The 26,370-nt window shown below is 74.4% G+C and carries 27 protein-coding genes and 1 riboswitch; of the genes, 10 read left to right on the top strand and 17 right to left on the bottom strand.

The window, feature by feature from the left end; translation table 11 throughout:
• Window positions 1-144 precede the first annotated feature (144 nt).
• Together AB0C99_RS35915 and AB0C99_RS35910 are read left to right on the top strand one after the other, a co-directional pair.
• The gene (locus AB0C99_RS35915) at window positions 145-438 is read left to right on the top strand and encodes a hypothetical protein (protein WP_362484097.1); all 294 of its coding nucleotides are present in this window, start codon (window positions 145-147) and stop codon (window positions 436-438) included.
• Window positions 439-605: 167 nt separating this feature from the next.
• On the top strand, window positions 606-1,421 hold the full coding sequence (locus tag AB0C99_RS35910) for a DUF6585 family protein (RefSeq protein ID WP_362484095.1): 816 nt from the start codon (window positions 606-608) through the stop codon (window positions 1,419-1,421).
• 8 nt (window positions 1,422-1,429) lie between these two features.
• Here AB0C99_RS35910 and AB0C99_RS35905 read toward each other — a convergent pair whose 3' ends face one another.
• From AB0C99_RS35905 to AB0C99_RS35895, 3 genes are all read right to left on the bottom strand, one after another.
• Window positions 1,430-2,269 carry a hypothetical protein gene (locus AB0C99_RS35905; RefSeq protein ID WP_362484093.1) on the bottom strand — a complete coding sequence of 280 codons (840 nt, stop codon included), beginning with the start codon at window positions 2,267-2,269 and terminating at the stop codon, window positions 1,430-1,432.
• Window positions 2,270-2,336: 67 nt separating this feature from the next.
• Window positions 2,337-2,708 carry a hypothetical protein gene (locus AB0C99_RS35900; RefSeq protein WP_362484092.1) on the bottom strand — a complete coding sequence of 124 codons (372 nt, stop codon included), beginning with the start codon at window positions 2,706-2,708 and terminating at the stop codon, window positions 2,337-2,339.
• Window positions 2,705-3,028 carry a hypothetical protein gene (locus AB0C99_RS35895; protein ID WP_362484090.1) on the bottom strand — a complete coding sequence of 108 codons (324 nt, stop codon included), beginning with the start codon at window positions 3,026-3,028 and terminating at the stop codon, window positions 2,705-2,707. Before AB0C99_RS35895 ends, AB0C99_RS35900 begins: the two co-directional genes overlap by 4 nt.
• A 352-nt stretch (window positions 3,029-3,380) precedes the next feature.
• On the opposite strand from AB0C99_RS35895, the gene AB0C99_RS35890 reads away from it, so the two are divergent.
• Window positions 3,381-3,797: a hypothetical protein gene (locus AB0C99_RS35890; RefSeq protein ID WP_362484088.1), complete on the top strand. Its 417-nt coding sequence runs from the start codon at window positions 3,381-3,383 to the stop codon at window positions 3,795-3,797.
• A gap of 31 nt (window positions 3,798-3,828) precedes the next feature.
• Here the strand turns inward: AB0C99_RS35890 and AB0C99_RS35885 are convergent, their stop codons facing one another.
• On the bottom strand, window positions 3,829-4,611 hold the full coding sequence (locus AB0C99_RS35885) for a GNAT family N-acetyltransferase (protein WP_362484087.1): 783 nt from the start codon (window positions 4,609-4,611) through the stop codon (window positions 3,829-3,831).
• A gap of 190 nt (window positions 4,612-4,801) precedes the next feature.
• Between AB0C99_RS35885 and AB0C99_RS35880 the strand changes: the two genes are divergently transcribed.
• The gene (locus tag AB0C99_RS35880; protein ID WP_362484085.1) at window positions 4,802-5,305 is read left to right on the top strand and encodes an SgcJ/EcaC family oxidoreductase; all 504 of its coding nucleotides are present in this window, start codon (window positions 4,802-4,804) and stop codon (window positions 5,303-5,305) included.
• Here the strand turns inward: AB0C99_RS35880 and AB0C99_RS35875 are convergent.
• Both AB0C99_RS35875 and AB0C99_RS35870 read right to left on the bottom strand, forming a co-directional pair.
• Complete coding sequence (locus AB0C99_RS35875) at window positions 5,271-6,635, bottom strand: ATP-binding protein (RefSeq protein ID WP_362484083.1); 1,365 nt, start codon at window positions 6,633-6,635, stop codon at window positions 5,271-5,273. The genes AB0C99_RS35880 and AB0C99_RS35875 overlap by 35 nt on opposite strands.
• Window positions 6,632-7,471 (bottom strand): response regulator transcription factor, encoded by an 840-nt coding sequence (locus AB0C99_RS35870; protein ID WP_362484082.1) that lies wholly within the window; start codon window positions 7,469-7,471, stop codon window positions 6,632-6,634. The genes AB0C99_RS35875 and AB0C99_RS35870 overlap by 4 nt, the downstream gene beginning before the upstream one ends.
• A gap of 33 nt (window positions 7,472-7,504) precedes the next feature.
• On the opposite strand from AB0C99_RS35870, the gene AB0C99_RS35865 reads away from it, so the two are divergent.
• Window positions 7,505-8,779 carry a hypothetical protein gene (locus AB0C99_RS35865; protein WP_362484080.1) on the top strand — a complete coding sequence of 425 codons (1,275 nt, stop codon included), beginning with the start codon at window positions 7,505-7,507 and terminating at the stop codon, window positions 8,777-8,779.
• 10 nt (window positions 8,780-8,789) lie between these two features.
• On the opposite strand, the gene AB0C99_RS35860 is transcribed toward AB0C99_RS35865, so the two are convergent.
• From AB0C99_RS35860 to AB0C99_RS35840, 5 genes are all read right to left on the bottom strand, one after another.
• On the bottom strand, window positions 8,790-9,446 hold the full coding sequence (locus tag AB0C99_RS35860; RefSeq protein ID WP_362484079.1) for a hypothetical protein: 657 nt from the start codon (window positions 9,444-9,446) through the stop codon (window positions 8,790-8,792).
• Window positions 9,443-10,693, bottom strand: a complete 1,251-nt coding sequence (locus tag AB0C99_RS35855; RefSeq protein ID WP_362484077.1) for an MAB_1171c family putative transporter — start codon at window positions 10,691-10,693, stop codon at window positions 9,443-9,445. The genes AB0C99_RS35860 and AB0C99_RS35855 overlap by 4 nt, the downstream gene beginning before the upstream one ends.
• Complete coding sequence (locus AB0C99_RS35850; protein ID WP_362484075.1) at window positions 10,690-11,253, bottom strand: toxin; 564 nt, start codon at window positions 11,251-11,253, stop codon at window positions 10,690-10,692. The genes AB0C99_RS35855 and AB0C99_RS35850 overlap by 4 nt, the downstream gene beginning before the upstream one ends.
• Before the next feature lie 140 nt (window positions 11,254-11,393).
• A complete protein-coding gene (locus tag AB0C99_RS35845) occupies window positions 11,394-11,855 on the bottom strand; it encodes a hypothetical protein (RefSeq protein ID WP_362484074.1) in 462 nt (153 codons plus the stop codon).
• 257 nt (window positions 11,856-12,112) lie between these two features.
• Window positions 12,113-13,468, bottom strand: a complete 1,356-nt coding sequence (locus tag AB0C99_RS35840) for a hypothetical protein (RefSeq protein ID WP_362484072.1) — start codon at window positions 13,466-13,468, stop codon at window positions 12,113-12,115.
• Between the two features lie 114 nt (window positions 13,469-13,582).
• Here AB0C99_RS35840 and AB0C99_RS35835 point away from each other — a divergent pair, with 114 nt between their 5' ends.
• Window positions 13,583-14,542: a D-2-hydroxyacid dehydrogenase family protein gene (locus tag AB0C99_RS35835; RefSeq protein ID WP_362484070.1), complete on the top strand. Its 960-nt coding sequence runs from the start codon at window positions 13,583-13,585 to the stop codon at window positions 14,540-14,542.
• A gap of 117 nt (window positions 14,543-14,659) precedes the next feature.
• On the opposite strand, the gene AB0C99_RS35830 is transcribed toward AB0C99_RS35835, so the two are convergent.
• Both AB0C99_RS35830 and AB0C99_RS35825 read right to left on the bottom strand, forming a co-directional pair.
• Window positions 14,660-15,520 (bottom strand): CbtA family protein, encoded by an 861-nt coding sequence (locus tag AB0C99_RS35830; RefSeq protein WP_362484069.1) that lies wholly within the window; start codon window positions 15,518-15,520, stop codon window positions 14,660-14,662.
• Between the two features lie 15 nt (window positions 15,521-15,535).
• Window positions 15,536-15,766, bottom strand: coding sequence for a CbtB-domain containing protein (locus AB0C99_RS35825; protein WP_362484068.1), 231 nt, complete (start codon window positions 15,764-15,766; stop codon window positions 15,536-15,538).
• Window positions 15,767-16,009: 243 nt separating this feature from the next.
• Here AB0C99_RS35825 and AB0C99_RS35820 point away from each other — a divergent pair, with 243 nt between their 5' ends.
• Window positions 16,010-16,600, top strand: a complete 591-nt coding sequence (locus AB0C99_RS35820; RefSeq protein WP_362484066.1) for a histidine phosphatase family protein — start codon at window positions 16,010-16,012, stop codon at window positions 16,598-16,600.
• Between the two features lie 105 nt (window positions 16,601-16,705).
• On the opposite strand, the gene AB0C99_RS35815 is transcribed toward AB0C99_RS35820, so the two are convergent.
• Together AB0C99_RS35815 and AB0C99_RS35810 are read right to left on the bottom strand one after the other, a co-directional pair.
• Window positions 16,706-17,062 (bottom strand): GntR family transcriptional regulator, encoded by a 357-nt coding sequence (locus tag AB0C99_RS35815; RefSeq protein WP_362484064.1) that lies wholly within the window; start codon window positions 17,060-17,062, stop codon window positions 16,706-16,708.
• A 2-nt stretch (window positions 17,063-17,064) separates the two neighbouring features.
• A complete protein-coding gene (locus AB0C99_RS35810; RefSeq protein ID WP_362484062.1) occupies window positions 17,065-18,150 on the bottom strand; it encodes a DUF1648 domain-containing protein in 1,086 nt (361 codons plus the stop codon).
• 141 nt (window positions 18,151-18,291) lie between these two features.
• Between AB0C99_RS35810 and AB0C99_RS35805 the strand changes: the two genes are divergently transcribed.
• The 3 genes from AB0C99_RS35805 (at window position 18,292) to AB0C99_RS35795 (ending at window position 22,065) form a co-directional block, all read left to right on the top strand.
• A complete protein-coding gene (locus tag AB0C99_RS35805) occupies window positions 18,292-19,329 on the top strand; it encodes a S8 family serine peptidase (RefSeq protein WP_362484061.1) in 1,038 nt (345 codons plus the stop codon).
• A 31-nt stretch (window positions 19,330-19,360) separates the two neighbouring features.
• A complete protein-coding gene (locus AB0C99_RS35800; protein ID WP_362484059.1) occupies window positions 19,361-20,329 on the top strand; it encodes a nucleoside hydrolase in 969 nt (322 codons plus the stop codon).
• Between the two features lie 140 nt (window positions 20,330-20,469).
• Window positions 20,470-22,065 (top strand): ABC-F family ATP-binding cassette domain-containing protein, encoded by a 1,596-nt coding sequence (locus tag AB0C99_RS35795; protein ID WP_362484057.1) that lies wholly within the window; start codon window positions 20,470-20,472, stop codon window positions 22,063-22,065.
• Here the strand turns inward: AB0C99_RS35795 and AB0C99_RS35790 are convergent.
• Together AB0C99_RS35790 and cobN are read right to left on the bottom strand one after the other, a co-directional pair.
• Window positions 22,046-22,354, bottom strand: coding sequence for a hypothetical protein (locus tag AB0C99_RS35790; protein WP_362484055.1), 309 nt, complete (start codon window positions 22,352-22,354; stop codon window positions 22,046-22,048). The genes AB0C99_RS35795 and AB0C99_RS35790 overlap by 20 nt on opposite strands.
• A gap of 102 nt (window positions 22,355-22,456) precedes the next feature.
• Complete coding sequence (gene cobN / locus AB0C99_RS35785; RefSeq protein WP_362484099.1) at window positions 22,457-26,083, bottom strand: cobaltochelatase subunit CobN; 3,627 nt, start codon at window positions 26,081-26,083, stop codon at window positions 22,457-22,459.
• Window positions 26,084-26,122: 39 nt separating this feature from the next.
• Window positions 26,123-26,261: riboswitch (cobalamin riboswitch) on the bottom strand.
• Between the last annotated feature and the right edge of the window lie 109 nt (window positions 26,262-26,370).

Here is a 26,370-nt window from a genome sequence, read left to right as displayed (position 1 = left end):
GCCCTGGAGCAGCGTGGCCCGTCCGGGCACCACGGTCAGGGCGCTCACCACGGCGGTGAGCCGGCGCCGGCGGCATGGTGCGGAAGACGTCGACGAAGCCAGGGGGGCTCTCCAGTGATGTCCGATCGATCCGACGGTGCCGGGGTGACCGGTGATGACGGCTGGCTGCGGTGGGTCGTGGCGGTCCCGTTGGTAGTCCTCCACGCGATCGCCGCGTGGTTCGTCTACACGGCTCTCACCATCCGGGCCGCAGGCAGCTGGGACGACGAGGCGCGGGCCGGGGTCGAGCTCTCCTGCGTCTTCGCGATCGTCGCGAGCGGGGTCGCCCTGCTGATCACTCTGCTTCCGTCGATCCGTCGCGCGATGGGCGTCTGGTGGCTCGTCCCGCCGCTCCTCATGGGCGCGATAGCGGCCTGCCGGTGGGTGGTCGGGGGGTGAGGGCGGTGTCTCATCAGCGGTCCGTGCTTCAGCAGTACCTCAGCCGTGCCTCAGCCGTGCTTCTCATGCGGACTGCGGCGGCCTGCATCGGTCCCTGGTCGGCTCTACCGGGCGTGGGCGGCCCAACTCCATAATGGGGCCCTGGTTTCCGGGTGGGGGAGGCTTGGGTGGGTGTCGAGCAGGGTGGGGTGCGGGTTCCGGACGCGTTACGTGTCGCGGCGCGGGAGTTCGGGCTGGGGGCCCGTAAGGGGCTCGTGTGGAACGAGCCGAAGCGGTTTCCCTGGGGCGGGGTGCTGCCGATCGGCGCGCTCGGTGTGTTCCTGGGGTGGATAGCCCTGTCGTACGCGATCGAGGACCAGCGGGAGGAGGGCGCCTGGTACTTCTCGCTTCCGCTCATCGTCCTCGCGGCGATCCCGCTGGGCTTCGTGGCGTACGTCCTCTTCTCCTGGGCGTTCCGTCCCCGGGCGAGCCAGGTCTGGGTGGCCTGGTACGAGCACGGGGTCCTCTGGCACGTCGACGGCGGGGAGCCGCTCGTCTTCGCCTGGGACGAGATCTCCTTCGTCATCCGGCAGGACACCAAGGTGACCAACGGGGTCACCAGCGCCGCTACGCACCAGTTGACCATCCGGTCCGCGCACGGCGACGTGATCGTGCTGGGGGACGAGTTCGGCGGGATCGTGCCGTTCGCCGAGGGCCTCAGCGACGCGTTCGCCCGGGAACGGATACCGGTGGACGCCGCCCGGCTGGAAGCCGGTGAGCGGGTCGGCTTCGGTGTCGTCGACATCGACGGCTCCGGGCTCGGGCAGGGCGAGGGCCGTCTCGGCTGGGCGGAGGTGGAACGGATCGACGTGCGGCAGGGGCTCGTGGAGGTCCAGCGTCGCGGCGCGCGCAAGCCGTGGACGACGATTCCGGCCGCCGGCTTCCCCAACCTGATCGTCTTCCTGACCCTCGCCGACGCGTTGCGGCGGCAGCACGAGTCCTGAGACGGCGGTCAGGCCCGTACCACGGTGAACAGGACGGGTGCGGCGATGCCGAGTGCGGCGGTCGCGTCGGCCGTTGTCGCGGCGAGCCAGCCGATCGCGTCGCAGGACCACTCCGCCAGCTCACCCGACAGCGTCATGCCGTGCCGGGGCGGGCCGTTCCAGAAGCGGTCGTCGAACGGCGGGGCGGGGAAGCCCTCCGGGCCGGCGTGCTCGTCGAGGGTGCCCGCGAACACCTGCTGGTCCACGAGGGCGCGGGCGAATTGACGTGCCGCCGCCGGGATCGACGGGTCGAGGCCGCCGTCGACGCGCACCCGTACCGGGACCCGCGCGCCCGGGTCGCCCGTACCGAACCAGTCCTGTGTCCGCAGGGACGGCACCCGCGTGTGCGGCGGGCGGGCCGAGGCGTCGATTCCCCGCACCGGGAGGAGGACCTGGACCGCGGTGAGCCGCACGGCGCCGGCCCGCTCGGTGACCTCCTGCGCGCAGCGCAGGAACGGCTGTACGGGGAGCGGCCGGTCGTCCGCCGGGGCGCTCGCCTCGACCTGGAACCACGCGATCAGGTCCGCTCCCGGAGCGGCCGGCGGGTGGTCCCAGCCCGCGTCGTTCATGCCCCAGAGACCGGGTGCGGCGCTCTCCTCGTCGCCTCCCGGCCGGTCGTCCAGCCAGCCCATCGCGAGCGACCGCTGGTGGAACAACTGGTAGGCGTCGTGCCGCGCGGGGGTCACGGGGGTCTCCCGCTCCCCGTACAGCGCGGCGAACATGGGGCCCGCCGTGGGACGGGAGGTGGGCGCGATGCCCGGGCGCGCGGTGGCGTCCTGTTTCGACATGTCGCTCGTCTCGCCGCCCATGTCGGTCTCCCTTGCGGATTGAGGGCTCGTACACCGGGGGCGTCCTGACCTTACGGCGGGCGCTTCCTCAGGCGCTCCGCCTGCGCGCTCTGGTCGCTCGGGCCCGCGCGACCCGCGTGAAGACGACGATAGCCACCAAAGCCCCCAGCGCGGTCGCCAGCGGATCCGCCACGCCCCGATCCGTCACCGGCCGCAGGAGCTCCACGGCGCCGAGGACCGCGACGGACCCCGCGCACCCCGCGGAGACACCCGCGGTCCAGTCCCGGTGCCGCCAGAACCAGCGCGCGAGCACCGTCATCGCCGCGAAGGCGAAGACCGGGGGCGGAGGCGACGGACCACCGACGAGGAGCAGCAGCCCCGCCATCACGCCGCACGCGGCCCAGCAGCCCGCGAGCACACGCCCCGCCTCACGCCACGCGACCCCGTAGGGCTCCGTCATCGCCCCCGCTCCCCCGCCGGATTCGGCGCGGAGGGACGGGGCCAGAAGGAGAGGAGGCAGACGATCGGGCCGACGGTACGGCAGAAGTCGACCACCCAGGGCTCCGGCAGGCCGGTCCAGCCGTACGCGCCGCTGCTCGCGACGCCGATGCCCAGCAGGACGTACGCCGCCACGCAGCCCCGCACCGCCCACCGCGGGAGACGGGCCAGCCACGCGGGCCGCTGGTCCACCCGACGCCTCCACGACCAGGCGAACGACGCCACCAGCAGCCCGTAGAGCAGCAGGGCGACATCGCCGACGCGATCCCACAGCTGGTCCATGTCCCCTCCCCTGCTCCTCCCGCTCGGTCCGCGCACCGAGCATGACAGCCTCCGCCGGTGAAGACATTGCCTGGCTCCGGCAACGTTCCGATGCGCAGACGTCCGGCACAGTCTTCGAGGACGCCCACGCCGAGTCGCAGGGGATCCCTCCCCGCCGGACTACATTCGCCAAGGGCCAGTGGCCGGGGCGTTCGACATGAGAGGCAGCACCCCCATCGTCGCGAGGGAGACGCACGTGAACGGCTCAGCAAGGCAGCGGCGGCGGTGGGGTGGTGGTGCTGTCGTTCTGTGCGTCGGGATGGTGCTCAGTGGGTGTTCCGGTGGGGGTGGGGAGCGGGTCGGTGGGCGGGCGGTGCCTTACTGGGTCGAGGGGGTCACGGTTCCGGGTGTCGCCGGGCAGTTGGGGGTCGAGGTGCCGGGCTCGGCCCGTGACGCCAAGGCCGCCCACCAGAAGGGGTTCCAGGACGACGGGCTGCTGCTGTCCTTCGTGCTGCCCTCCGGTGACGTCGACGCCTTCGTCGACTCGCTCGCCCCTGAGCAGCCCCTCCTCGTCCGCGCCCGTCCCCTCGACGGGGCCGTCCCGCCCATGACGCCCTTCAGCCGACTCGGGCTCGCGGAGCCCGAGACGCTGGCCGACGTGCGGGAGGGGCAGGTGTGCGCGCCCTGCCGGGGAGAGCTGAACTCGCTCGATGTCGCCGTCGTCCCGCTGGACGGGCGGGCCGGTCGGGTCGATGGGGGCTATCGGGTTTATCTCAGAGGTGTCGACTGAGGTCGGCTCCTTGGTGGTTCGACCCCCGTCCTCACGTCAGTCGCGGCCCCCACCACGTCGCCAAGGACGCCGTCTCGTAGCCCAGGGACTCGTACAGGGGGCGGCCCAGTTTCGAGGCCGTGAGGGTGAGGGGGAGGTGGGTCAGGTGGGTCAGGGAGCCGGCCATCACGGCGCGGCCCACGCCTCGGGAGCGGAAGTTTGGGGACGTGCCCACCCAGTAGTGGCTGGCGATGCCGTCCGCCGCCAGGGACAGGCACGCACCCGCCGGGGCGCCCTCGTACCGCGCCAGGTGGATCTCCAGGCCCGGCTCCTCCAGGAGTCGCCCCGGGAACAGTTCGCCCGCGCGGTACGGCAGGAAGCCGTCCAGTTCGAAGCCCGCGATGACGACCCGCTCCGCCGCCTCCAGGTCCTCCGGGGTCTCCGCCCGCACCACCTCCAGCGCCGGTTCCGGGGCCGGCGCCGGGTTGCGGAGCATCACCGGCATCTGCCAGCTCCGCAGGTCCAGTCCGGCCAGGTCGGTGGCGCCGAACGGGTCCTCCGCGTTCACCGGGCCCTTCGCCGCCCGGACCAGGTCCTCCAGCGCCGACCTGTCCTCCCTCGTCAGGCTCGGCTCCTGGATCAGGACGCGCAGGCCCGCCCGTTCGCCGCCCTCCACCGCCACGAAGCCCGGGCGGACGGTCACCTCGTGGCCCCTCGCCCTCCCGATCGTCTTCCATACGGTCGCGGAGTTGCGGGCCTGGAGGGTTCGCGCCTCCGTCGGGGAGGGCTGTGGGGGCTGGGGATGCCGGAGCTGTTCGGGCTGCTGTTGCTTCATTCGGCTTACGGTAGGGCGCCGTTGGCCCGTGCGGCAGGACAATTCCGCGTTCCCCGCCTGGGCCATTCTCCTGCCTCGGCCGCGTCTTGGGCGGGCCTTGGATGTGTGCTGTACGCGCGTTGGACGGGTGCTTGCCGGGTAGTCGCGAGGGTGGGGGTGTTCGTTCGTCCCCCGCACCAGTGGAGTTGCCTTGAGCCGTCGCACGTTCAGCAGGAGCGCCGTCATCGTGATCGGGGCCGCGGGCCTCGTCTTCGGCACCGTCGGCGCCGTCCTCGCCACCGCAGAGCCCGCCGAGGCCGGGTCGCGGCCCTCCGAGCGGCAGATCGCCGGCCTCTTCGACCAGTGGAACCGGTCCCTCCAGACCGGTGACCCGAAGAAGGTCGCCGACCGCTACGCCTCCGACGCGGTCCTGCTGCCCACCGTGTCCAACCAGGTCCGCAGCGACCGCGCCGAGATCGTCGACTACTTCGAGCACTTCCTCCAGAAGAAGCCGTTCGGCAAGAAGGTCGAGACGATAGTCGAGGTCCTCGACAACAACACCGCCATCGACACCGGCGTCTACGAGTTCACCCTCACCGACCCCAAGACCGGCCAGAAGAGCACCGTCGCCGCCCGCTACACCTACGTGTACGAGAAGCGTGACGGCGACTGGCGGATCGTCAACCATCACTCCTCGATGATGCCCGAAGGGTGATGACCACCCACAGGCCCGAACCCGGCGCGTCCGTCAGGGACACCGTGCCCCCGTCGTCCGTCACGAGCTGCTTGACGACGGCCAGGCCGAGGCCCGAACCCGCGCGCCCGGTCAGGCCCTGACCGCGCCAGAAGCGGTCGAAGGCACGGGACTTGTCCGTGTCCGACATGCCGGGGCCCTCGTCGAAGACCGACAGGCGCATCCCGGTCCCCTGGGGGTCGATCCGGACGGTGATGGTGCCGCCGTCCGGAGAGACCTCCAGGGCGTTCGACAGCACGTTGTCCAGCACCTGCTCCAGGTGCCCCGGACCCGCCAGCACCGTCGGCCGGCCCCCGGTCGTCTCGATGAACTCGATCGCGACCGCCCGCTCCTCCGCCGCCGACCGCCACACCGACAGGCGCTCCGTCACGATGTCCAGCAGCGGCATCGGCTCCGCCGCCGTCACCTTCGCCTCCGCCCGCGCCAGCACCAGCAGGCCGTTGACCAGCCTGCTCATCCGGACGACCTCCGCCGTCGCCAGGTCCACGTCCTCCCGTACGAACTCGTCGTCGACGCCGTCCGCGATGTTGTCCAGCGACAGCCGCAGCGCCGTCAGCGGGGTACGGAGCTGGTGCGAGGCGTCCGCGACGAAGTTGCGCTGCGAGGCGATCAGGGTGTCCAGGCGCTCCCCCGCCTCGTTCAGCGTGCGCGCCAGCGTCTGCGTCTCCACCGGGCCCTCCACCGGCGACCTCGCGGTCAGGTCCCCGTCGCTGAACTTGCTCGCCATGTCGTTGAGCTGGCGCAGCGGGCGGGTCAGCCGCCGCGCCACCATCGCCCCGATCAGCGCCGCCACCGCCAGCACCACCACGGCCAGTCCGGCGCGGAAGCCCCAGATCGTCCACAGCCGGTGGTTCAGGCTGGCCGTCGGATAGACGATGCGGACCGCGCCGACGATCCGCTCGCCGTCCTTCGCCGGGACGGTGACCACCAGGTCGCTGCCCCAGATGAAGTCCGAGCCCCAGTCCGCCGTCGACCGCCCCTCGTCCAGCGCCCGGTCCAGCGCCGCCCCGGGCGCCGGAGCCGGCAGGTCCGTGGCGCACGCCGCCGTGGGGGTCACCCGTACCCGGGCGCCCGTCTGCTCCTCGTACGCCCTCGCCATCTCCTCCAGCGCCTGGCACGAGCTCATCCGGCCGTTCCCCGCCAGCAGCGCCATCGTCGTCGCCTCGCGCTTCGCGAACGCCTCGGTGTCGTTGCGGAGCTGGGCGGTGAGTGTGAACGCCACCGGCACGGTGAAGAGGAGGATCGCCACCGCCACGAGCAGGATGTAGCTCAGGATCAGGCGGCGGATCATGACGCCGCCGGGGGGATGGGTGGGGGTGTGGTCGGGGGGATGACCTGGGGCGTGGACGGAGAGTCGGCCGGGGGGATCTCCGGGCGGGCGGCGGCCGTCCCGGTCCCGGGCTCCTCCCCGGTCCCGCGCTCCGTCCCGCCCCCGGGCTCCGCGTCCTCCGTCACCATCAGGCGGAAGCCGACCCCCCGCACCGCCTCGATCGCGATCGCCCCCGTCAGCTTCCGGCGCAGCGCCGCCACGTGGACGTCCAGGGTCTTGGTCGGGCCGAACCAGTTCGCGTCCCAGACCGCCTCCATGATCTGCTCCCGCGACATCAGCGCGCCCGGCTCCTCGGTGAGGAAGGCCAGCAGGTCGTACTCCTTCGGCGTCAGCGCGACCTCCTCGCCGTCCAGCCGTACCCGGGCCGCCCGGCGGTCCACGGTCAGCCGGGAGCCGTAACGATCCTGCGGGGTGCCCTGGGCGCCCGGCGGGAGCGGCGGGCGGGGCTGCGCGCGGCGCATGACCGCCCTTATCCGGGCGATGACCTCCCGGACCCCGAACGGCTTCGACACGTAGTCGTCGGCGCCCAGTTCCAGGCCCACCACCCGGTCCGTCTCGTCGCTGCGCGCGCTGATCACGATGATCGGCACGTCGCTGCGCTCCCGCAGCGCCCGGCACACGTCGAGGCCGTCCGTGTCCGGCAGCCCGAGATCGAGGAGGACGACGTCGTACGGGCCCTCGTGTTCCAGGGCCGCGCCCCCCGTCATCACCCAGTCCACGGCGAAGCCGTACCGCTTCAGGCCGCGGAGCAGGGACTCGGCGACCGGCTCATCGTCTTCCACCAGCAATACGCGCACACCGCGCACCCTACGGTGCCCCATACTTCTGCCGTGTCCCAGAGCCCCGTACCCGTACCCGCCCCGATATCCCCGCCCGGCGGCCCCGCCGACCCCGCCGTGCCCGCGTGGACCGCCGCCGACGCGGCGGCCTGGTCCGGAGCCCGCGCCGCCGCGTGGGCGAGGCCGCTGTGGGCCGTGCTGGCGCTGCTGGTCCCGCTGGTCGCCGCCATGGCCGCCGCCCCGGTGCCCGTATGCAGCGACGCGGCGCCGTGCGGACCCGACTGGTTCGGCATGGCGCAGACCGGCCTCGCCCTCGCCCTCCTCTACTGGAACGCGCGCCTCCCCGAACTCGTCCTCGTCGCCGCGCCCGTGCTGGCGCTCGTCGTGGCCTGGGAGCAGTTCCCGGCCGCCGACTGGCAGGCCGGCGCCGCCGACACCGCCGTCCTCGCCGCCCTCGCCTTCGGCTGGGCCTCGGCCCGCGAACGGCTCGCCGCCCGGCGGCGCCAGCGCCTGCTCGTGGAGCGGGCCGCCGTCCCGGTGGCCCTCCCCGCCGAGGCGCCCGGCGGGCCGCGGCGGCCCGGGACGGTGGCGTGCTGCGTCGGGCTCGCGCTGGTCGCCGTGGCCGCGGGCGCGGTCGTGCTCGCCCTGCGGGGCATCGACGAGGGCGAGCGCCGGACCGAGCGGGCGACCCGCGCCGAGGCCCGGGTCACCGGCCACACCGACCTCGTGGTCAAGGTCCGTACCGCCGACGGGCGCGCGTTCGGCGTCGACGCGGTGTTCCCCGAGGACTACCGCGCCGGCACCGTCGTCACGGTCCTGGAGGACGCCTCGGGGCGGTGGCTCGCCGCCGAGCCGTACGACCCGGTCGGCTGGCAGCTCCTGACGCTGGCCACCGGGCTGCCCGGGGTCTCGCTCCTCGCCGGCGGCGCGCTCGCCCGGCGGCGGCACTCCGCCCTCCGCGCGGGCCCGGTGCCCGCCCTGCGCGTGGCGGTCCGGCTCGGCCACGACGGCTCCCTGCGCGTCCACCCGGCCGACGACCCGGCGGGGCGCGCGCCGCTGTTCTCCTGCGCCGTGGCCCCCGTGGCGGTGCTCGCCGAGGACCACCGGCGGGGCGTGCCCGAGCGGCCCGCCGAGGACCGGTACGCCGGGCTGCGCGAGGCCGTGCTGCTCGGCGCGCCGTACGAGGACGCCGAGCTGGTCTTCGTGATGACCGGCTGGGGCGGGGACCCGGTCACCGCCCGTACCGTCAGCCCGGTCCGGCTCCGCCCTCCGTCCTGGGCCACGACCCCGGCCCAGGCCCCGGCCCCGGCCTCGACGGGGCGCTGACGCGGGCGGCTCACACGAAGAGAAGCGCCGTCGCGGTGCTCGCGCCCAGCGCCGCGCCCGCGACGGTCTGCGCGGTCGAGTGGTACGACAGGGCCACCCGCGACCAGCACACGCCGATCGTGAGGGCGTAGGCGAGCAGCCACCACGGGGAGTGGACCGCCGCGAGCAGCGTGACGACGGCCGAGGCCACGGCGGAGTCGACCGAGATCTTCCAGACGGTGTTCACCGCGAGCAGCCCGATGGTCATCACCCACAGCCCGAGCATCGCCGCCAGGATCCGCACCGGCGCCCCGCCGAGGAGCATGACCAGCGAACCGGTGCCGACGGAGCCGAGGATGACGAGGAAGATCGGCGCCCGCTGGGTGCGGTCCACCACGTGCCGGTCGCCCCAGGTGCCCCGCTTGCGCTCCCACTCGATGTACCCGGCCGGGATCAGCCCGGCGCACAGCGCGCCCAGCAGGCCCCACAGCAGGCCGGTCCAGTGCCCGGCGGCGGCCAGGCCGAGGCCGAGCATCCCGGCGAGCAGGACGTTGCGGGGCTGGAGGACGTCGGTCACCACGCGGGCCACCGCGGTCGTACGGGAGGTGGTGACCGGCTCGTATCGCGTGTTCCCGTCGGTCGTGCCGGTCACGTCGGTCGTTCCGGTCCCGTCGGTCGTGCCGGTCATGCCGTGGCCTCCAGTCCCGCGCGCAGGACCCCTCGGGTGCGCTGCTCCGGTATCGATCCGTACGCGGCGGCGACCCGCACCAGCCAGGCCACCTCGCCGTCCTGGTCCGTCGCGTGCTTCGTCTCGAACGCGGCGGCCCGCCCGGCGGGCGCCCCGTCCGCCTTGGCCGCCAGCGCCGCCTTGATCCAGTACGCGTCGGCGAGCGCGGCCGTTCGCTCGGGGCCCGCGCCCTCGCCCGCCGCGGCCTCCTTGGCGGCGGTCAGCAGGCCGTCCGGCACGTAGTGGCGCAGCTTCTCGACCGCGTCCGCGATGTCGGCGGCCCAGCGGTCCACGCGCAGGTCGGCGGGGGTGTCGAAGCGGGTCAGCTCGCGGGCGAGCGAGGCGGGCGGGGCGAAGGGCTGGTCGGGGAAGGCCGTCATCAGCTCCCGCCACAGGGGGTGCAGTCCGACCTGGGCGCGCCACAGCCTGGCCCGCCGCCAGCCCTTGCTGAGGGCGGGGAGGGAGGCGCCGAGGGCGAAGAAGGTGAAGAGGACGACCTGGGCGGCCTCGGTGGCCTCGTCGAAGGCCAGCGCGAAGTCCTCGCCGGGCCGGTCGACGACGCTGATCCACAGGAACAGGGTGCGGCTGAGGGTGTAGAAGACCCCGATGAACATCGCGAAGGTCATCATGCCGAGGCCCACGCGCAGGTGCCGCAGCCGGGCGTTCGCGGTGGCCAGCGCCCACTGGTAGGCGCAGACGGCGGAGGCGGCGCCCAGGTACACGTAGAAGACCGTCATGTAGAGCGTGGCGCCCCACTGTCCCGCGTGCTCGGCCACGAAGCGGTCGGCCGGCTTCGAGCGGTCGACGACCGTGAAGAACAGCACCGTGAGCAGCACGAGGGTGACCACCGACGCCTTGGCCGCGACCTGCTGGACGGCGCGGGCGAAGCGCACGTGGCGGGGGACCGGGCCGCCCGCGGGGAAGTGCCCGTAGATGGCGACGATGTAGCTGAGGATCGCCAGGATCGCGAGGGTGGAGGTGTAGTGCTTGATGAGCACCGCGAGGTCCACGACGGGGCTGTCGTTGAGGCCGGTGCGGACGACCTGGGTCTTGGTCCACAGGGCGGCGGCGAAGCCCGCGTAGCAGCCCCAGAGGGCGCGGCGGCGCTTGTCCTCCTCGTCGCCCCAGAGGGCAGCGGGCATCCGCCACAGGGCCACGGCGGTCATCAGACCGGCGACGAGGTAGCCGGCGAGGTCGAGCGCGGTCACGTGGGGTCCTCGGGTGTTCTGCGGGTCCGGAAGAAGCCCCGGCGGCGGTGCGCGACCGGCCGGGACAGCGAGTTGGCCAGCCGGCCCACCATGTCGTCGCTGGTCACGTCCCGGGCCATGCGGGGGATGAGGGAGGCGCCGAACTCGGCGATCCGCTCGTCGTGGCTGTCGTACTGGGCGCGTGCCTGGACCGTGTCGGAGGCGAGCACCCGGGTGATGAGCGAGGTGTCGAAGACCGGCAGCAGGCGGCGCAGCCGCTCGGCGTCCAGGGTGCCGCCGTGGTCGAACCACTCGTGGCACAGCTCGTGCAGGATGACGTGCTGGGTCTGGTACGCGGTGGGGCGGCGCCGGTAGAGCACGTAGCTGGTGGTGCCGGCCTTCAGGCGCAGCCCGCAGGCGGCGTTGACCCGCGCCAGGCGCTCGGGCAGCTCCTGGAGGACGATGGTGCGGCCCCGGGCCGCCGCCATGTTCGCCACCAGGCCCTCGATGGTGAAGGGGGCGGGTATCGGGAGGTCGGCAAGCCCGGCTTCGCACTCTTTGCGCAGTTCACGCAGGGACATGGGGGCCTCTTGGTCGTCGTCACGCGTGTGTGACATGCGGTCGGCGAGTTTAGCCAACACGGGTGTGCGACCAGGAGGCGCCCGCGCTGCTTCCCCGGGGCGGCGGGCCCTTCGCGCTCCGGCGCAGGGCCGTTCGGCGCCTATTCGGGCGTCTTGCCCGGTGTCTCGTCCGGTGTCTCGTCCGGCGCCTTCTCCGGCGTCTCCGCGAGGAGGGAGAGCGCGAACTCCAGCAGTTCCGGCGGGAGTCCGTCCTCCGTCACGCCCCGGCCCGCGATCCCGCTGATCTCGCCGGTGCGCCGCTTGGCGAGGAAGCGGAGTCCGGCGACCACGTCGCCGACGACCTCCGACTCCTCCTTGAAGAAGCGCCAGTCCACGCCGAAGCCCAGCCCGAGGGCCTTCAGGATCTCCTCGGAGGGCTGGGTGACCTTGCCGGCGAGGATGTTGGAGAAGTAGCTGTGGGAGAGGGAGCCGCCGCGCTCCTTGACGAGCTCGGAGAAGGTCCGCCCGGACATCTTCTGGCCGGGGAAAGTCTTCTCCAGCATGTACTCGACCTTCTGCCGCAAGGTCTGCAGCTCAGGCGCGTCTTCGTCGGCGATGTCCATCCCGGTTACCTACGTTCGCGTCCGGCACCGGCGCAAGTACCGGGCTTGCGTAAACACTCTACGTCACTGTTAACTGCAAAAAACACGGCCGGGGCACCACAGGGGAGTGTCCCGGTCGTGTGGCAGAGCCGTGGAAGCCGCAAAAGGTCAGAGAAGTAGCCCTTCGCGACGGGGGATGCGCGAAGGGCTACCCGTGCAGTATGCCAGCCCGGCGGGGGCGACCGCACCGCACACCGCCCCGACACCCTGACACCCTGTCATGTCGGGCGTACGGGCTCCCCCGGGTCCGAGTCCTTTGATTCCCCCGGCCCTTCCGGCCCTTCCGGCTCTCCCGGTCCCTCCCGCTCCCCCGGCCCCTCCGCCAGGAACTCCGTCACCGCGAAGGCGAAGAGCAGGGCCAGCGCAAGACCCACCACCACCCAGCCCGTCGGGTACGACCAGAGCACGTACGCGAGGACGGCGAGCGCCACCAGGACCCAGGTGATCCAGCGCCGGTGACGGCCCACGAACGGGCCCACCGGGCCGGTGCGGAAGCCCGCGTGGTCGGCGGTCGTACGGGCCGCGCCGATGCCCGAGTGCCAGACGCCCCGCACCAGCACGGCGTACTTCCCGGGGCCGGAGAGCCAGGCGGCGAGCGCGACGACCAGGCCGAGGACCGCGACCATCCGCACCGAGGTGCGCAGATAGCGGATCAGGATGTCGTAGACCGAGCCGGCGGCGGCCGGGGAGACGCCGTTGGGCAGGGCGTTGAGGTAGACCGTGCGGAAGACCGTCAGGCCGATCCCGAGGACCAGCGCTCCCGCGACGACGCCGAGCGCTGCGGCGACCAGGCTCCGGCGCCGCCGGGCGGCGAGCAGCACGCCGCCCGCGACGAGCACGACGGCGATCACCGGGAGCCAGAAGCCCATCTTCTGGAGGAGCGCGAAGCCGGTCTTCGCCTTCCCGATGTCGTCGGACTGGACGAGGGTGAAGTCGGTGTGGACCTCGGGGATCTTGCCCGCCACCGTCAGGCCCGAGTCGACCAGCCGCTGCTTCACCTGGTCGACGACGGGCGCGAGGTCCAGCGTCACGGTGTCCTGGTTGATCTTCACCGCGCCGTCGTCGTTGCCGGTGAGCGCCCGGTCGAGGGAGGTGTGGACGGCCCGGTTGGCGTCGTTCCAGATCGTCTGGAACTGGTCGGAGGCGACGACGTCCTGCGCCTTCTCGTGGACGAAGCTGCCGACGGCGCCTTCGAGGCTGTTGCCGAGCTTGCCCAGCGACTTCTCCAGCAGCGGGCGCTGTTCGGGGGCCACGCCTTCCAGGAGGTCCTTGAGGTCGAGGTGCTCCATGACCGCGTTGGTGACGCGGGTGGCGACGGCCGCCTGGACGTCCGCGTCGGAGGCGAGCGGGGCGACCGTGGCGACGTACCGGCCGGTGTCGCCCAGCAGGTCGGCCGTCCAGGCGGCGAGCAGGCTCAGCGGGGCCAGGACGCAGCCGACGACGATGAGCAGGGCCGAGAAGAAGGAGCGCACCCGGTGGTGGGCCGGGGCCGGCGGGCGGCTCCCCGCCTCCGCCTCCAGCGCGGCCACCCGGGCGCGCAGCACCGAGAGTTCGTCGTCACCGCCGGTCGTCATGGCGCCTCCGGAGTCGTCCCGTCCCCGGCGGAGAAACCAGGGCAGATCATTCCGATTGTGCGCGGGACACGGAGGTCTGTCGCTCCGGGCTGGGCCGTTTGCGATCATCCGGGCATGAAGCTGCGCTGTGCCGTACTCGACGACTACCAGGGCGTCGCCCTGTCCCGCGCCGACTGGAGCCGCCTCGCGGACCGGGTCGAGACGCGCTCCCTGCGCGAACACCTCGGCGACCGGGACGAGCTGGCCGCCGCCGTCGGGGACTGCGAGATCCTCGTCGTGATGCGCGAACGGACCCCCGTGGACGCGGCGCTCCTGGACCGGCTGCCCCGGCTGCGGCTGATCGTCACCTCCGGGATGCGCAACGCCTCGGTCGACGTCGCCGCCGCCCGCGCCCGGGGCATCGCCGTCTGCGGCACCGCCAGCGGCTCCGAGCCGCCCACCGAGCTCACCTGGGCGCTGATCCTGGGCCTGGCCCGGCACGTGCACACGGAGAGCCGGGCGCTGCGCGAGGGCGGGCCCTGGCAGTCGACGCTCGGCCTGGACCTGGCCGGGCGCACCCTGGGCCTGGTGGGCCTCGGCAAGATCGGCGGCCGGGTGGCGCGGATCGGCCTCGCCTTCGGCATGGACGTGGTCGCCTGGAGCCCGAACCTCACCGACGAGCGGGCCGCCGCGCACGGCGTGCGGCGCGCGGAGAGCCTGCCCGCGCTGCTGGGCGCCGCCGACGTGGTCTCCCTGCACATGGTGCTCTCCGACCGCACCCGCGGGCTGCTCGGGGAGGCGGAGCTGCGGGCGATGCGCCCGGGCGCGTACCTCGTGAACACCTCCCGCGCGGGCCTGGTCGACGGGGCGGCGCTGCTGCGGGCGCTGCGCGAGGGGTGGATCGCGGGCGCCGGGCTCGACGTGTACGAGACGGAGCCGCTGCCCGTCGGCGACCCGCTGCGGACCCTGCCGAACGTCCTCGCGCTGCCGCACCTCGGATACGTCACGGAGGCCAACTACGCCCGCTACTTCGGGGAGGCGGTCGAGGACATCGAGGCGTTCCTGGCGGGGGCGCCGGTGCGCGAGCTGGGCTGACCGGGGCCGTCAGGGGCCGACCGGGGCCGACCGGGGCCGTCCGGCGGACGCGCGTCGGCCCCGTACCCCCGGGTGAGGGGTACGGGGCCGGTGACCGCGTACGGGACGGGCGGCGGCTCAGGCGGCCGGGGCCGGCGACGCCGCCGGTACCGGGGCCGGGCGCGGGGCGAGGAGCCGCTCCGCGAGCAGGCCGAAGGCGAGTCCGAAGACCACCCACAGCCCCGCCTGGATGCCGAGGGTCGCCAGCCGGAACTCCCAGAGCACGGCGGCGGGGAAGCTCGCCTGGACGGCGTCCTCGTTGCCGGGCAGGACGAGGCAGGCGACCGCGACCGCGACGACGAAGCCCGCGCCGGCCACGACCGTCGCGTTCCAGTTGCCGAGGCGCGGGGCGAGCCTGCGGCCCGCGACGACCGCGGCGGCGCCGAGCAGCACGCTCAGCAGGATCATCAGGAAGAACAGCGTGGTGCGCTGCCCGATGGTGTCCGGATTGCCCACGGCCGGCGGGGTCGCCGGATACTTCAGGAACGGGACGAAGTAGACCGTGGCGAAGGCGCCCGCCGCGACGAGCGCCGCGGTCGCCTTCGCGCCGAACCGGCCGATCCGGCCCAGCACGAAGCAGAACACCAGCGCCGCGATGCCGCCGAGGGCGACCCCGTAGACGAGGACGCCGGTGGCGAGACCCGCCGTGGACTGGAGGTCCCGGCTGACGATCTCCTCCTCCTCGGCGGGCTCCGCGGCCTGCCCGTGGCCCGAGCCGTGGCTGTGGGCCTGGGCGTGCTCCGCCTTGGCGGCGGCCTCCTCGACGGCGATCGAGGCGTTGACGGACGGCTCACCCGCGACGTAGGCGACGCCGAAGGCGAAGAGCCCGGCGATCAGGCCGGCGAGCATCCCGCGGAGCAGGAGCCGTCCCACGAGCGAGCCCGTGGGAGCGGCGGGGGTCCCGGTGGTGGGGACGGGGGATGGAGCGGTGGACGACATGTGCGTGCTCGCCCCTCAGTGGCAGGGGAAGCCGAGCAGGTGGCGCCCGTCGTGCACCCACTCGTGGACGTCGCTGCCGGCGAAGAGCGAGGTGGCCCCCTGCTCGGCACCGACGAAGTAGAGCGCGACGAGCATCAGGATCCCGGCGAACAGCGCCCACGGGAGCACCGCGCGGACCGGCAGGGAAACCGGGACGGCGATGGACGGTGTGGATGCGGCGACGGGCGACGCTATGGCCTCGGCCATGGTGGAACCTCCTCGGGAACTCGCGTCCCATACGGTGGTGCGCGACGACGGTCGTCGGGTCTGACTCACCTCTCCCGGGGGCGCCGGGGCGGGCTCACAGTGGCGCGACCGTGCCGGATTCACACCGGGCTTCCGTCTTGCCGTCGTCGTTCTGTGGAATTTGACGCCTGACCGTACCGCGCCCGTCACTCCGCGCCAAGAGCGCCTGGGAGAAGGGCCGATGAAGTGAGGGATGTATCACCCATGCCCGTGCGCGCCCTGCCGACCGTCCGCCTCACGCTGGTCTCCCCCGCCCTGACGGCCGCGCTGCGGGAGGCCCGCTTCGACGACTCGGGCCCGGTGGAGCCGGTGACGGCGGGGCCGCTGCGCCTGGCGGCGGGGGTACGGGTGGTGGGCTCGCCGTCCGGGCGGTGCGCGGCGACCGCCGCCGCGCTGGGGGTCGACCCGGCGGCCGTGCGGCCCGAACCGGCCCTCGCGGGCTGCGCGGTGGGCCGCTGGCGCGGCCGTCGGCTCGACGAACTCGCCGCCGCCGAGCCGGAGTCGGTGGCGGCGTGGCTGTCCGACCCGGACGCGGCCCCGCACGGCGGCGAGTCGCTGCGGGCGCTGCGGGCGCGGGTGGCGGGCTGGCTGGACGCGCTGGAGCCGGGCGGACCGGGCGGCGGCGCGGTGTACGCCTTCGTGGAGCCGGACGTGGTCCGCGCGGCCGTCGCCCACGCCCTGGACGCCCCCGACTCCGCCCTGTGGCGCCTGGACGTCCGCCCGCTGCACGCGGTGGAGCTGTCGGGGCGCGCGGGGCGGTGGAACGTGCGGGCGGGGGTGCCGGTGGGGGGGTGAGGGGCGCGGGGGGGGGGGGGAGCGGGCCCCGGTGGTCCGGGGTGCCCCGGCGCCTCGGGCCGCCGGAGCCCGGGACGCCCCGGAAGTCCCGGCGCCCCCGCCCCCTCAGTCCAGCGACGCCCGCGCCAAATCCAGGAACTCCGTTTCCGTCAGGCCGAGTCGGCGGGCCTCCGCCGCCAAGGTGCGGAGGCGGTCGACGAGTTGGGCGCGGTCGGGGGTGGCGGCGTTCGGGACGATGACGGCGCCGCGGCCCCGGCGCAGTTCGATCAGGCCCTCCTCGCGCAGCCGTTGGTAGCCGCGCAGCACGGTGTGGACGTTGACGCCGAGGGAGTCGGCGAGTTCGCGCGCGGCGGGCAGCCGCTCGCCGGGCGCGGCGCTGCCGTCGGCGAGCGCGCCGCGGACGCACCCGGCGATCTGGTCGCCGAGCGGCACGGCGGAGGCGGGATCGACCCGGAAGAGCACGGTCAGTCCTTTCCGGGGGCGGACGGGGTGGAGGGGGCGGTGGGAGCGGTGGGAGCGGTGGGGCCAGTGGGACCAGCGGGGTCGGCGGGGTCGGCAGGACCGCCGGAGCCGCCGGAGCCGCCGGAGCCACCGGAGCCACCGGGGCCGCCCGCGTCCCGCCCACCGCGGGCCGTGAGGGTGTTCAGGAGGGCCGCCGCCGTCGCGGCGTCGTCCACCGTCACCAGGAACTCCCGCCCGTCCCGCCGCCGTACGGCCAGCGCGGGGCCCGAGCGCAGGATCACCCCGGCGGCCCCGGGCCGCACCCGGTAGCCCCAGCCGCCGAACTCGGCGAGCGGTTCCACGTCCCGGACCGTCGCCCCGGCGATCTCGGCGAGCGGCACCCGCAGCCGGGGCCGGGCCGCCAGCGCGGGGCGGACGGTCAGGCCGCGTCGGTCGGCGGTCACCCGGACCCGGCTCAGCGCCGCCCCGGGCACCCCGACGAGCAGCGGGATCAGCGCGTACGGCCAGGGGGCGAGGAGCAGGACGACGGGCACGGCCAGCAGGAACGCCCCGGCGAGCAGGCTCATCGGCGGCGAGCCCGCGGTGCGCGCCCAGCCCGCGAGCTCCCCGTCGCCCAGGTCGAGCCGGAGCTCCCCGCCGGGCGCCGCCGCCTCGCGCGCGGGCTCCTCGGGGGCGTACCGGGTGAGCGCCCGGCCCGCGAGGGCCGCCAGCGTGCCGACGGCCAGCGCCACGGTCAGGCCCGCGAGCGGCAGCCGCGCCCCGGCGGGGTCGGCCAGGTCCAGGCCGGCCCGGAGGGTGAGGACGAGCAGCGCGCCGGTGAACCCGGCGGTCGCCCACGCCCCCCACAGCACCCGGCGCCGCACGAGGACCGTCCAGCCCGCGCCGAGCGCGAGCGTCAGCACCGCGCCGACCGCGAGGAAGACGCCGGTGCCGGCGAAGCCGTCGGCGACCCCGTCCACGCCGAAGTGGGTGGCGAGCCGGTCGGGCAGCCGGTCGCGCCAGAGCGCGGACAGCAGCGGGACGACGGCGAGCGCGAGTACGAACGGCAGCGCGGCGAGCAGGCGCAGCCGGGGCGCGGCACGGTTCACGGTTTCCTCCCCAGGGTCGTTCTTTCTTTTACTTGTTTGCACTCTACTAGAACAATGCCCTTTCCCGGGATGCGGAAGCCCCTTCCTGCCTGTTGACTGGCCGCTGACTGGCACAAACGCGTACGAATGGGGAGATTCCGGATGCGCCGTCGGCCCGCCACCGCCACCCTCGCCGCCCTCACGGCCCTGACCGCCCTCACCGCCGCCGTGACCACCGGCTGCGGCGGCGGCGACAAGGCCGAGCCCGATCCGCTGCGCGGCGACCAGTGGGGCCTGGACGCCCTGAAGATGCCCGACGCCTGGAACACCGACCGCGGCGACGACACCGTCATCGCCGTCGTGGACACCGGCGTCGACCTCGACCACCCGGACCTCAAGGGCCGCCTGGTCGACGGCTACGACTTCGTCGACGGCGACGACCAGCCCAAGGACCTCAACGGCCACGGCACCCACGTCGCCGGCATCGCCGCCGCCCACACCGACAACGGCGTGGGCGTCGCGGGCGGCGCCCCCGGCGCCAGGATCATGCCGGTCCGGGTGCTGGGCGCGGACGGCAGCGGCAGCGACGAGAACATCTCCAAGGGCATCGTCTGGGCCGCCCAGCACGGCGCCGACGTCATCAACCTCTCCCTCGGCGAGTCCGGCCTGATGGCCCGGCTCCTCAAGGGCGGCGTCCTCAACCAGGCCATCTCCGTCGCCGACTCCAAGGGCGCGGTCGTGGTCGCCGCCGCCGGCAACGACTCGACGGCCCTCCAGCCGTACCGCCTCGACACCCCGGTGCTCGTGGTCAACGCCGCCGACGAGAACGGCGCCCCCGCCTCCTTCACCAACTTCGGCGCCCAGAACGCCGTGGCCGCGCCCGGCGTGGACATCCTGTCCACCCTCCCCACGTACCCGGCGAAGGAGACCCTGAGGAACGGCTCGGGATACGGGAAGCTCTCGGGCACCTCGATGGCCTCGCCGTACGTCGCCGCCGTGGCCGCGCTGCTGCACCGGCAGGGGCTGGACCCGGCCGCGATCCGGAAGACGATCCAGGACACCGCGAGCAATCCGGGGCGGCTCCCCAAGCTCGGGCTCGGCAACGTGGACGCGGCGGCGGCCGTCAAGGCGGCCAAGGACGCGAAGGACGCGAAGGACGCGAAGGACGCCAAGGACGCGAAGGCGGCCACGGACCGGTGACGGCGCGGCGGTGGTGTGGGACGGTGGGGACATGCCCGTACCCGTGATCCTCGACTGCGATCCCGGACACGACGACGCCTTCAACATCCTGCTCGCCGCCGCCCATCCGGCCGTCGACCTGCTCGGCATCACCACCGTGGCGGGCAACCAGACCGTCGAGAAGACCACGCTCAACGCGCGCCGGGTGTGCGCCGCGGCCGGGATCCGCGGCGTCCCCGTCGCGGCCGGCCGGGACCGCCCGCTGCACGCCGGGCCGTACGGGGCCCCGCGCGTCGCCGAGAACATCCACGGCGGCTCGGGGCTCGACGGGCCCGGCTTCGGCGACGGCGAGCCGTCCGTGCCGCAGGACCCGCGCGACGCCCTCGCGCTGACCCGGGACATCCTGCTCGCCCACCCCGCGCCGGTCACCCTCGTCCCCACCGGCCCGCTGACCAACGTCGCCGCGCTGCTGCTCGCCCATCCCGAACTGGCCGCCCGGATCGAGCGGATCGTGCTGATGGGCGGCTCCACCGGGCGGGGCAACACCACACCGGCCGCCGAGTTCAACATCCTCTGCGACCCGGAGGCGGCGGACCTCGTCTTCCGCAGCGGGATCCCGCTCACCATGTTCGGCCTGAACGTCACCCACCAGGTGCGGGCCACCCCCGAGGTGCTCTCCCGGCTCGCCGCGCTCGGCACCCCGCTGGGGCGCCTGTGCGTCGAGCTGCTCACCTACTTCGCCGCCACCTACCGCGAGGTCTTCGGCTTCGACGCGCCCCCGCTGCACGACCCGCTGACCGTGGCCCACCTGATCGACCCGTCGCTGGTCAGCCTGGTGCGGGCGCCGGTCGTGGTCGAGCTGACCGGCACGTACACGCGCGGGGCGACCGTGATCGACCTCGACGGGGTGACCGGGCTGCCGGCCAACGCCGAGGTCGGCATCGAGGCGGACGCGGACCGCTTCTGGGACCTGATCGTGGACGCGGTGCGGGTGCTGGGCGAAGCCCCCTCTCCGAACTGAGCGGGCGCCGACCGGAAACTGACGAGACGCAACGTCTTGCGGGATGCTCCCGAGGCGTGTACGTTGAGCCCGGCGAGATCAACGAGACGGTACGTCTCGTCTCATCTCGCGGTTCTGTCGTCCAGCCCCGGAGGCGCCCCTTGTTCCGTGTCCATCTCACCGACGTCACCAAGCGCTACGACGACCGGCTCGTCCTCGACCGGGTCTCCCTCTCCGTCCGCGCCGGCGAACGCGTCGGCGTCGTCGGCGACAACGGCTCCGGCAAGTCCACGCTCCTGCGGCTGCTCGCCGGCCGGGAGCGGGCCGACGCCGGGACCGTCACCGTCGAGGCGCCCGGCGGCCTCGGCCACCTCGCCCAGACCCTCGACCTGCCCGCCACCGCGCGCGTCGGCGACACGATCGACCTCGCCCTCTCCGACGTACGGGCCCTGGAGCGGGCCATCCGCGAGGCCGAGGCCGCCCTGGCCCGCACCGGCGACCTGGAGGGCTACGCCGCCCTGCTCGCCGCCTACGAGGCGCGCGGCGGCGCCGACGCCGACCGGCGGGTGGCGAGCGTGCTGCGGCGGCTCGGCGCCCGCGGGCCCCTCGACCGCGAGCGCCGCCTGGGCACCCTCTCCGGCGGCCACCGCTCCCGGCTCGCGCTCGCCGCGACGCTCGCCGCCGACCCCGAGCTCCTGCTGCTCGACGAGCCGACCAACGACCTCGACGACGAGGCCGTCGGCTGGCTGGAGGAGCGGCTGCGGTCCCACCGCGGCACCGTCGTCGCCGTCACCCACGACCGGGCCTTCCTCGACCGGGTCGCCACCGCGGTCCTGGAGGTGGACCACGAGACCCGGGCGGTGCGCCGGTACGGCGACGGCTACGGCGGCTATCTCGCCGGGCGGGCCGCCGACCGGGCCCGCCGGGAGCGGGAGTACGCCGAGTGGCGGTCCGAGTCCGCCCGGTACGCGGCGCTCGCCGACCGCGCCATCGACCGCTTCTCCGCCATCCCCCGCAAGGCGCCCGCGGCCTTCAGCGGCGCCGGGGCCTTCCGGGCCCGGTCCCGGGCGCACGGCGCGATGAGCAGGATCCGGGCCGCCCGCGAGGAGCTGCGCAGGCTCGCCGCCGCGCCGGTGCCCCGGCCGCCCGAGCCGCTGCGTTTCGCCGCCCGGATCGAGGGCCGCCCGGCCGCCGTGGAGCTCACGGGGGTACGGGTCGAGGGGCGGCTGCGGCTGGACGCGCTGCGCCTGGAGCCGGGCGAACGGCTGCTGGTCACCGGCCCGAACGGGGCCGGCAAGTCCACCCTGCTGCGGCTCCTCGCGGGCGGACTCGCCCCGGACGCGGGCACGGTGAAGGTCCCGGTCCGGGCCGGGCTGCTGCGGCAGGACACCGCGGGCGCGGCCGATCCGCGCCCGCTGGCCGTCGCCTTCGGCGCGGGCCGGGAGGAGGAGCTGCTGGGGCTCGGCCTGTTCGCCCCGGCCGAGCTGGCGACCCCGGTGCGGGCGCTGTCGGCGGGGCAGCGGCGCAGGCTGGAGCTGGCCCGCCTGGTCACCGCCCCGGCGGGGCTGCTGCTGCTCGACGAGCCGACCAACCACCTCTCCCCCGGTCTGGTGGAGGAGGTGGAGGCCGCGCTCGCGCACTACCCGGGCACGCTGGTCGTCGTCAGCCACGACCGGCGGCTGCGGGCGGGCTTCGGGGGGCGGCGGCTGGAGCTGGAGCCGTGGACCGCGAGGGCCGCTACGGGGTGCTCGCGCTAGTGGGCGGGTACGGCTTCAGCGAACCGCCGCCGATGCCGGGGGCGGTGCGGTCGGGCGCCGGGGGCGCGGTCGCGGAGGGCGCTCCGCCCGCCGGGGTCCCGGAGGCCGAGGGGTCCGCGCCCACCGAGGCGGACGGGCTCCCGGCGGCCGGGGAGGCCGGGGCGTCCGAGGACGCCGGGGCGGTCGGGCTCGGAGACGTATCCCCGCCGCCCCCGCCCGAGCAGGCCCCCAGGCCCAGGGTCAGGCCCAGCACCAGCACCGCCGTCGTCACCGCTCCGCGGGCACGCACGCCCACCACCCCACCCCAGGTCAGGTCCCGATCCGCGCGAGCGCGCGGATCGGGATCGTAACGCAGGAGCTCAGGAGCTCAGGAGCTCAGGAGGCCAGGAGCTCAGGACTCGTCGGCGCCCTCCAGGTCGCCCTCCGTCTCCAGGAAGACCTGGCGCAGCGCCGCCAGCGTCTCCGGGTCCGGCTTCTCCCACATGCCGCGGGACTCGGCCTCCAGGAGCCGCTCCGCGATGCCGTGCAGCGCCCACGGGTTGGCCTCCTTCAGGAACGCCTGGTTCTCCGGGTCCAGGACGTACGCCTCGGTCAGCTTGTCGTACATCCAGTCCGCGACCACACCCGTCGTGGCGTCGTAGCCGAAGAGGTAGTCGACCGTCGCCGCCAGCTCGAACGCGCCCTTGTAGCCGTGCCGCCGCATCGCCTCGATCCAGCGCGGGTTGACCACGCGGGCGCGGAACACCCGGGAGGTCTCCTCGACCAGCGTGCGGGTGCGGACGGTCTCCGGGCGGGTGGAGTCGCCGATGTACGCCTCGGGGGCCGTGCCCTTCAGCGCGCGGACGGTCGCCACCATGCCGCCGTGGTACTGGAAGTAGTCGTCCGAGTCCGCGATGTCGTGCTCGCGGGTGTCGGTGTTCTTCGCCGCGACCGCGATCCGCTTGTACGCCGTCTCCATCTCGGCGCGCGCCGGGCGGCCTTCGAGCCCGCGCCCGTACGCGTAACCGCCCCAGACCGTGTACACCTCGGCCAGGTCGGCGTCGGTGCGCCAGTCCCGCGAGTCGATCAGCTGGAGCAGGCCCGCGCCGTACGTGCCGGGGCGGGAGCCGAAGATGCGGGTGGTGGCGCGCCGCTCGTCGCCGTGCTCCGCCAGGTCCGCCTGCGCGTGCGCCCGTACGTAGTTGTCGGCGGCGTCCTCGTCCAGGCCCGCGACCAGCCGTACGGCGTCGTCGAGCAGGCCGATCACGTGCGGGAACGCGTCCCGGAAGAAGCCCGAGATGCGCAGCGTCACGTCGACGCGGGGGCGGCCGAGCTCGTCGAGCGGGATCGGCTCCAGGCCGTTCACGCGGCGCGAAGCCTCGTCCCACAGCGGGCGGACGCCCAGCAGCGCCAGCGCCTCGGCGACGTCGTCGCCCGCCGTGCGCATCGCGCTGGTGCCCCACAGGGACAGGCCCACGGAGGTCGGCCACTCGCCGTTGTCGTCGCGGTAGCGGGTCAGCAGCGAGTCGGCGAGCGCCTGGCCGGTCTCCCACGCGAGGCGGGACGGCACGGCCTTCGGGTCGACCGAGTAGAAGTTGCGGCCGGTCGGCAGCACGTTGACCAGGCCGCGCAGCGGCGAGCCGGAGGGCCCGGCCGGGACGAAACCGCCGTTCAACGCGTGCACGGCGTGCGTGAGTTCGTCGGTGGTGCCGGCCAGTCGCGGGACGACCTGCTCGCAGGCGAAGCGCAGCACGGCGTGCACCTCGGTGCCGTACCCGTCGGCCACGGTCGCGATCGCGTCCACGGACCAGTCGGCGGCCTCCATGCCCTCGACCAGCTCGCGGGCCTTCGCCTCCGCCTCGTCGGCGGTGGTGCGGGTCGCCGCCGACTCGTCCAGGCCCAGCGCCTCGCGCAGGCCCGGCAGCGCCTGCGTGCCGCCCCAGATCTGCCGGGCACGCAGGATCGACAGGACCAGGTTGACCCGGGCCTCGCCGACGGGCGCGCCGCCGAGGACGTGCAGGCCGTCGCGGATCTGGGCGTCCTTGACCTCACACAGCCAGCCGTCGACGTGCAGCAGGAAGTCGTCGAAACCGTCGTCCTCCGGGCGCTCCTCCATGCCGAGGTCGTGGTCCAGCTTGGCGGCCTGGATCAGCGTCCAGATCTGCGCGCGGATCGCGGGCAGCTTCGCCGGGTCCATGCTGCTGATCTGCGCGTACTCGTCGAGGAGCTGCTCCAGGCGCGCGATGTCGCCGTAGGAGTCGGCGCGGGCCATCGGCGGCACGAGGTGGTCGACGAGGGTGGCGTGCACGCGGCGCTTGGCCTGGGTGCCCTCGCCCGGGTCGTTGACGAGGAACGGGTAGACCAGGGGCAGGTCGCCGAGGGCCGCGTCCGGGCCGCAGGCGGCGGACAGGCCCGCGTTCTTGCCGGGCAGCCACTCCAGGTTGCCGTGCTTGCCGAGGTGCACCATCGCGTCGGCGCCGAAACCGCCGTCCTCGGCGCGGGCGGCGATCCAGCGGTAGGCCGCCAGGTAGTGGTGCGAGGGCGGCAGGTCCGGGTCGTGGTAGATCGCGATCGGGTTCTCGCCGAAGCCGCGCGGCGGCTGGATGAGGACGAGGAGGTTGCCGCGCCGCAGGGCGGCGAGCACGATGTCCCCTTCCGGGTTGCGGGAGCGGTCCAGGAACATCTCGCCGGGCGCCGGGCCCCAGTGCTCCTCGACCCGCTCGCGCAGCTCCGCCGGGAGCTCGGCGTACCAGCGCTTGTAGTCGGCGGCCGGGATGCGGACCGGGTTGCGGGCGAGCTGCTCCTCGGTGAGCCAGTCCTGGTCGTGGCCGCCGGCCTCGATCAGGGCGTAGATCAGCTCGTCGCCGTCGCCGGAGACCAGGCCCGGGAGGTCCTCGACGGGCCCGAAGTCGTAGCCCTCCTCGCGGAGGCGGCGCAGCAGGGCGACGGCGGAGGCGGGGGTGTCGAGGCCGACGGCGTTGCCGATGCGGGAGTGCTTGGTGGGGTACGCGGAGAGGACCAGCGCCAGCTTCTTCTCGGCGTTCGGGATGTGCCGCAGCCGGGCGTGCCGGACGGCGATCCCGGCGACGCGGGCGGCGCGCTCGGCGTCCGCCACGTACGCGGGCAGGCCGTCCTCGTCGATCTCCTTGAAGGAGAACGGGACGGTGATCAGGCGCCCGTCGAACTCGGGGACGGCGACCTGGCTGGCCGCGTCCAGCGGCGACAGGCCCTCGTCGTTCTCCTCCCACGCGGAGCGGGAGCCGGTCAGGCACAGGGCCTGGAGGATCGGCACGTCGAGCGCGGCAAGCGCGCCCGCGTCCCACGCCTCCTCGTCGCCGCCCGCCTGCGCCTCGGCGGGCTTGGTGCCGCCCGCCGCGAGGACGGTGGTGACGATGGCGTCGGCGCCGCGCAGCTCGTCGAGGAGCTCCGGCTCGGGGGCCCGCAGGGAGGCCACGTACAGGGCCTTGGCGCGGGCGCCGTGCGCCTCGATCGCGTCGCACAGGGCGCCGACGAAGCCGGTGTTGCCGCTCATGTGGTGGGCGCGGTAGTAGAGCACGGCGACGGTCGGGGCGGCGGCGGGGGCGTCGGCCGCGGTGCGCTCCAGCGGGCCCCAGGTGGGGGCGGCGGCGGGCGGCTCGAAGCCGTGGCCGGTGAGCAGCACGGTGTCGGAGAGGAAGCGGGCGAGCTGGCCGAGGTTGGCCGGGCCGCCGTGCGCCAGGTAGGCGTGCGCCTCGGTGGCGACGCCGACCGGGACGGTGGACGCCTCCATCAGCTGCGCGTCGGGGGCCTGTTCGCCGCTGAGCACGACGACCGGCTTTCCGGCGGCGCGGAGCGCGTCCAGGCCCTCCTCCCAGGAGCGCAGGCCGCCGAGGAGGCGTACGACGACGAGCTCGGCGCCGTCGAGGAGGGCGGGCAGGTCGGCGGCGGGCAGCCGGGCCGGGTTGGCGAAGCGCCACTCGACGGCTCCCTCGGCCGGGGCGGCGTTCGCCGCGCGGGCGCTGAGCAGGTCGGTGTCGGAGTGCGACAGCAGCAGGAGCATGGCGAGCTCAGGCCCTTCCTCGGGGTTGTCCGCGCCCCGGGTGGTCGAATGGACGGCGGGGAGTTCCTGACTCACCGGCCCCGGATTCCCCCGGGCCGGCTCACAGTGGCGGGACCGCGCCGGATTCTCACCGGGCTTCCTCCCCGGGGTCCTGGGACCCCATGCCGCTTGCATCCTAGGGCCTGTATGACAATTCGCGTCGGATCAGGCCGGGTCGTCCGGTGCGTGCGCTCGGCGTGCGGCCGGGGCGCCCTCGTAGCGGAGCTACTTGGGCGTTTCGGCCGTGC

The sequence above is a fragment of the Streptomyces sp. NPDC048659 genome, from assembly GCF_040650575.1.
Lineage (GTDB): Bacteria > Actinomycetota > Actinomycetes > Streptomycetales > Streptomycetaceae > Streptomyces.
The sequence above is the reverse complement of the archived record's forward strand: the minus strand, read 5'-3'. Positions and strand labels throughout refer to the sequence as shown.

What these genes read in the sequence shown, in the direction of transcription:
- AB0C99_RS35905 (WP_362484093.1), bottom strand. Translation starts at nt 2,269, where the DNA reads ATGGGCGGCGAGACGAGCGACATGTCGAAACAGGACGCCACCGCGCGC.
- AB0C99_RS35900 (WP_362484092.1), bottom strand. Translation starts at nt 2,708, where the DNA reads ATGACGGAGCCCTACGGGGTCGCGTGGCGTGAGGCGGGGCGTGTGCTC.
- AB0C99_RS35895 (WP_362484090.1), bottom strand. Translation starts at nt 3,028, where the DNA reads ATGGACCAGCTGTGGGATCGCGTCGGCGATGTCGCCCTGCTGCTCTAC.
- AB0C99_RS35885 (WP_362484087.1), bottom strand. Translation starts at nt 4,611, where the DNA reads ATGAAGCAACAGCAGCCCGAACAGCTCCGGCATCCCCAGCCCCCACAG.
- AB0C99_RS35875 (WP_362484083.1), bottom strand. Translation starts at nt 6,635, where the DNA reads ATGATCCGCCGCCTGATCCTGAGCTACATCCTGCTCGTGGCGGTGGCG.
- AB0C99_RS35860 (WP_362484079.1), bottom strand. Translation starts at nt 9,446, where the DNA reads ATGACCGGCACGACCGACGGGACCGGAACGACCGACGTGACCGGCACG.
- AB0C99_RS35850 (WP_362484075.1), bottom strand. Translation starts at nt 11,253, where the DNA reads ATGTCCCTGCGTGAACTGCGCAAAGAGTGCGAAGCCGGGCTTGCCGAC.
- AB0C99_RS35845 (WP_362484074.1), bottom strand. Translation starts at nt 11,855, where the DNA reads ATGGACATCGCCGACGAAGACGCGCCTGAGCTGCAGACCTTGCGGCAG.
- AB0C99_RS35840 (WP_362484072.1), bottom strand. Translation starts at nt 13,468, where the DNA reads ATGACGACCGGCGGTGACGACGAACTCTCGGTGCTGCGCGCCCGGGTG.
- AB0C99_RS35835 (WP_362484070.1), top strand. Translation starts at nt 13,583, where the DNA reads ATGAAGCTGCGCTGTGCCGTACTCGACGACTACCAGGGCGTCGCCCTG.
- AB0C99_RS35830 (WP_362484069.1), bottom strand. Translation starts at nt 15,520, where the DNA reads ATGTCGTCCACCGCTCCATCCCCCGTCCCCACCACCGGGACCCCCGCC.
- AB0C99_RS35825 (WP_362484068.1), bottom strand. Translation starts at nt 15,766, where the DNA reads ATGGCCGAGGCCATAGCGTCGCCCGTCGCCGCATCCACACCGTCCATC.
- AB0C99_RS35820 (WP_362484066.1), top strand. Translation starts at nt 16,010, where the DNA reads ATGCCCGTGCGCGCCCTGCCGACCGTCCGCCTCACGCTGGTCTCCCCC.
- AB0C99_RS35805 (WP_362484061.1), top strand. Translation starts at nt 18,292, where the DNA reads ATGCGCCGTCGGCCCGCCACCGCCACCCTCGCCGCCCTCACGGCCCTG.
- AB0C99_RS35800 (WP_362484059.1), top strand. Translation starts at nt 19,361, where the DNA reads ATGCCCGTACCCGTGATCCTCGACTGCGATCCCGGACACGACGACGCC.
- cobN (WP_362484099.1), bottom strand. Translation starts at nt 26,083, where the DNA reads ATGCTCCTGCTGCTGTCGCACTCCGACACCGACCTGCTCAGCGCCCGC.